1 pseudogene is annotated in these 313 nt (G+C 61.0%); it reads left to right on the top strand.

Annotated elements, in window-relative coordinates:
* Nucleotides 1-223 (top strand): annotated as a pseudogene (locus tag AAEZ05_RS28080) (fimbrial chaperone protein); the annotation flags it as partial.
* Nucleotides 224-313 lie beyond the last annotated feature (90 nt).

The raw sequence follows: 313 nt of genomic DNA, 5'->3' as shown, positions 1-313 counted from the left end.
CAACGACAGCGCCTATGTAGTGCGCCTGGCGCCGGATGTGCAACTGCTGCCACAAGGCACACTGGCGACATTGCCGCGCACTTACATTTTGCCAGGTGAGGCATTGGTGGCGAAGGGCGAAGGTCCGTTGGGCAATGTGGCTCACGTAGAGATCCAGCCCGCCACGGTCTACGGTTTTTCGGTAGATAACTACCGAGCGCCGGTCACCACCGATGAAGGTTGATCGGTTCATGATCCCTTCGAGGCGGGGCATCGCTGGTACTGCCTGGCCCGGTCGGTCCAAGTTGTCCATCGGCTTCGCGGCGCTCTGGAG

Source organism: Pseudomonas sp. HY13-MNA-CIBAN-0226 (assembly GCF_040310305.1).
In the GTDB taxonomy this organism is placed as follows: domain Bacteria; phylum Pseudomonadota; class Gammaproteobacteria; order Pseudomonadales; family Pseudomonadaceae; genus Aquipseudomonas; species Aquipseudomonas gregormendelii.
This window is presented reverse-complemented; position numbering and strand designations above follow the sequence as displayed.